At 43.3% G+C, this 3,080-nt stretch carries 2 protein-coding genes and 1 pseudogene; 1 reads left to right on the top strand and 2 read right to left on the bottom strand.

From position 1 onward, the window contains the following. Positions 1-225 precede the first annotated feature (225 nt). Positions 226-837, top strand: a complete 612-nt coding sequence (locus tag A1019T_RS09370; RefSeq protein WP_077451421.1) for a nitroreductase family protein — start codon at positions 226-228, stop codon at positions 835-837. Positions 838-971: 134 nt separating this feature from the next. Here the strand turns inward: A1019T_RS09370 and A1019T_RS09365 are convergent. After that, a pseudogene (locus tag A1019T_RS09365) lies at positions 972-1,786 on the bottom strand (SDR family NAD(P)-dependent oxidoreductase). Continuing rightward, positions 1,765-2,871 carry an MBL fold metallo-hydrolase gene (locus A1019T_RS09360; protein WP_077451420.1) on the bottom strand — a complete coding sequence of 369 codons (1,107 nt, stop codon included), beginning with the start codon at positions 2,869-2,871 and terminating at the stop codon, positions 1,765-1,767. Before A1019T_RS09360 ends, A1019T_RS09365 begins: the two are co-directional and overlap by 22 nt. Between the last annotated feature and the right edge of the window lie 209 nt (positions 2,872-3,080).

The following is a 3,080-nucleotide window of genomic DNA, read 5'->3' as shown; positions in this document are numbered from 1 at the left end:
GTTATTATTAAATAATTTTTACATAAATTACATGGCAGTTTAGGTCTAATATTTTATAATTAATCCCAATTAATTCATCAAAATATTAAGCAAGGCACAGACCTTAACTGAGCACAGTAGTCCTAAAAAAGTCTTATTAAAAAAGCTTTAAAAAGGAGCCACTACTGACAGTAATTAAACCTTAATGTTTTAACCCCACCCCTATAAATATATCGGAGAATAATTATGTCAAACTTACAAAATCTACAAACACTGGCTGAAGCCCGTCGTTCAATCTATGCTCTAAATAATCAGCTACCGGTAGACAAAGACCAAGTTGTGGCTCTGGTCGAGCATGCTATCTTGCATACCCCTTCTTCTTTTAACTCTCAATCCACTCGTTTGGTGGTTTTATTCGAGGAAGACCATAAAAAACTATGGCAAATCACTGAAGACACGCTACGCAAGATCGTAAATGATGACGAGAAATTTAAAAGCACGGAACAGAAGTTAAATGGTTTTAAAGCTGGTGCAGGTACGGTGCTTTTCTTTGAAGACCAAAATGTTGTGAAAAACTTGCAAGAAAACTTTGCCTTATATGCTGACCGTTTCCCAGTCTGGTCAGAGCATACCAGTGCCATGCATCAGTATGTCATCTGGACCGCTTTAGCCAGCTTAGACATCGGTGCAAACTTACAGCATTACAACCCAGTAATCGATGAAGAAGTGGCCAAAACTTGGAACATTGACTCTAACTGGAAACTTACTGCGCAGATGGTATTCGGTGGTATTGAGCAAAAAGCAGGCGACAAAGAGTTTGCGCCAATCGATAGCCGTTTAAAAGTTTATGGTAAATAATTCAATAGACTAGCTCTAAAAATTAAACTAAGTCTAACCACCAAAAAAGCAGCCCCAAAACTGGGGCTGCTTTTTTATGACGATCGCTTTTTATAATGATCGCTTTTTATAACAATTACTATAAGACTATATGGCTATCTACTTTTGGCCTGACGCTTAATGCCTTGCTTCTGGAAGATATCAATGAAGCGCCCTGAGGTTTGCGGAAAAATATTGGCAAACTTAGCCACTACACCGCGGCTTTGGGGCAGCATTATTTCCATAGGACTGCTTTTCAATGCGGTCCCCAATATCGCGTCTACCACCTCATCGACCGTCAAAGTACGGTTACCAGAGAAAGTTAACGCCGCTTGCTCCTTGTCTTTTTGTTGATCAAGCATGGGGGTTTGAACCGCATCAGGACAAATTGTGGTTACTGCAATACCATACGGTGCCAATTCTATACCGGCTGCCAATGAATAAGAGCGTACCGCATACTTGCTGGCACTATATAAAGACAGACCTGGAACCGGTGACAAGGCGGCCATAGAAGCCACATTAATGATATGTCCTTTGCCTGGTTGCGCATCGGCTCTATGACGCTTTGAGTCCCGTAGATGGTGCCCTTTACATTGATGTCAAAGTGGAAGTCCACTTCATCTGGAATGACAATATCAGTCACCCAATTGTCTTTCAATACGCCCGCTACATTACACATAACATCGATGGTTGACCACTGGGTTAACACCTTACTTATTAACTGTTGCCACTGCTCAACACGTCGTACATCAAGCGGATACAACATTAAGGTGCCACCGTCATCGACCAGCTCATGCTCAGTGTAGTGACTTTTTAAAGCCTCATAATCAATATCACAAGCACAGACTTGCTGTCCTTGATCGAGCAACCGCTGACACAAAGCCAGACCAATCCCTGAGGCAGCCCCAGTTACGATATAAGTTTGCGCCACAGGCCACCTCGCTTGCTATTGGTTTCAGTTTTTGGGGTGAAGGTTCCGAACTCTAACTCGCCCATCCTTGCAGTCGGTGCGGTCCCTGGGAATAAGTAGTATCCGGCTGACTCAGAAGACAGGGCCATATTAAAGAAGCGCTCATCTTTTGGATAAGGCCCCGCCACGGTTTTTTCTTGAATCATAGACAGATATTGGTCTACCCCAAACTCCAAGGTATTGCCATTCATCACCACCTCAGACTGGGTCAATTCGGCGTAACGGGCCAGGCCTTTAATTTGGGAATGCTGCGGTGCATATGAGTCCATACTTACCCCGTTTTCTGAGGTAACCAACAAACCTTGATCGGTGTGGGCAACAATAGAGTGATTGCCTTCGGTGTGACCTTTAGTGCGCATCAGCGCCACTGAGCCATCGCCTAACAACACATCCCCATCGAGCAATTCAATACGGCTGTCGTCAATACCCTCGATGCCGTCAGGACAATACCACTGGTTTTGCCAAGGCAGTAAGGCTTGGGTACTCTCCCACTCCTCTCTCATCACCAACAATTTGGCATTGGGGAATATAGCAGCTTGTCCTGCTCCTCCAAGCCAGCGGGTAAGATTCTGAGTGTGTAGGTGGTCATAGGTGATGTAATCGACATCTTCCGGTGCCAATCCCAGACTTTTTATAGCCTCCAGCACGGTATTGCTTTCTTTGACAATCATTTTTTCGACAGGCTTTGAGAACATGCCCATGTCTTCTGACATCTGGTAGAAGTAAGGGGTATCTCTTTGGTGTTCCCAGTCAGAAGGACTGACCAAAAGTGTCTTTAACCCTTCCTCGCTATCAAACTGAATAACAAACAGCTTATTACAGATGTGAATATAAGGCGTCGGCAACGCAAAAGCATTAAGATAGCCATACTTGCTAGGATAAGGAATGCGAATTAACTCAAAAGTTTTATAGAATTTAACTTTTGGGTTGGCAAGCATCGTTTTGCGAAAATCTTCAGCCGCAGCACGCACATCCTCAACCCTATCTAGGGGCTTGGCAGCGTCACGGGCAGATTTAAAGTGAGAAACTGAGTGAATAATACTCATGATACGGTCCTTGTTATCAGTGGGTTATAACATCCTTATCTCTGCACACGACAAAAAAAACAAAAAAGTCTGTTAAAGCAAAGGCATAATAGTAATTTTTAAGACGAATCAGACCATGCCAAACTTTAACAGACTTAGTGAAACTTTAACCCAAAACCTGAGCATGAACAAGGCAAGAATCACATGTTTGAGCCTAATGATAATAGCCC

The sequence above is a fragment of the Psychrobacter piechaudii genome (assembly GCF_900162825.1).
Taxonomy (GTDB): domain Bacteria; phylum Pseudomonadota; class Gammaproteobacteria; order Pseudomonadales; family Moraxellaceae; genus Psychrobacter; species Psychrobacter piechaudii.
Note: the sequence above shows the minus strand (reverse complement) of the source record. Positions and strands in the feature narration are given on the sequence as shown.

What these genes read in the sequence shown, in the direction of transcription:
- A1019T_RS09370 (WP_077451421.1), top strand. Translation starts at nt 226, where the DNA reads ATGTCAAACTTACAAAATCTACAAACACTGGCTGAAGCCCGTCGTTCA.
- A1019T_RS09360 (WP_077451420.1), bottom strand. Translation starts at nt 2,871, where the DNA reads ATGAGTATTATTCACTCAGTTTCTCACTTTAAATCTGCCCGTGACGCT.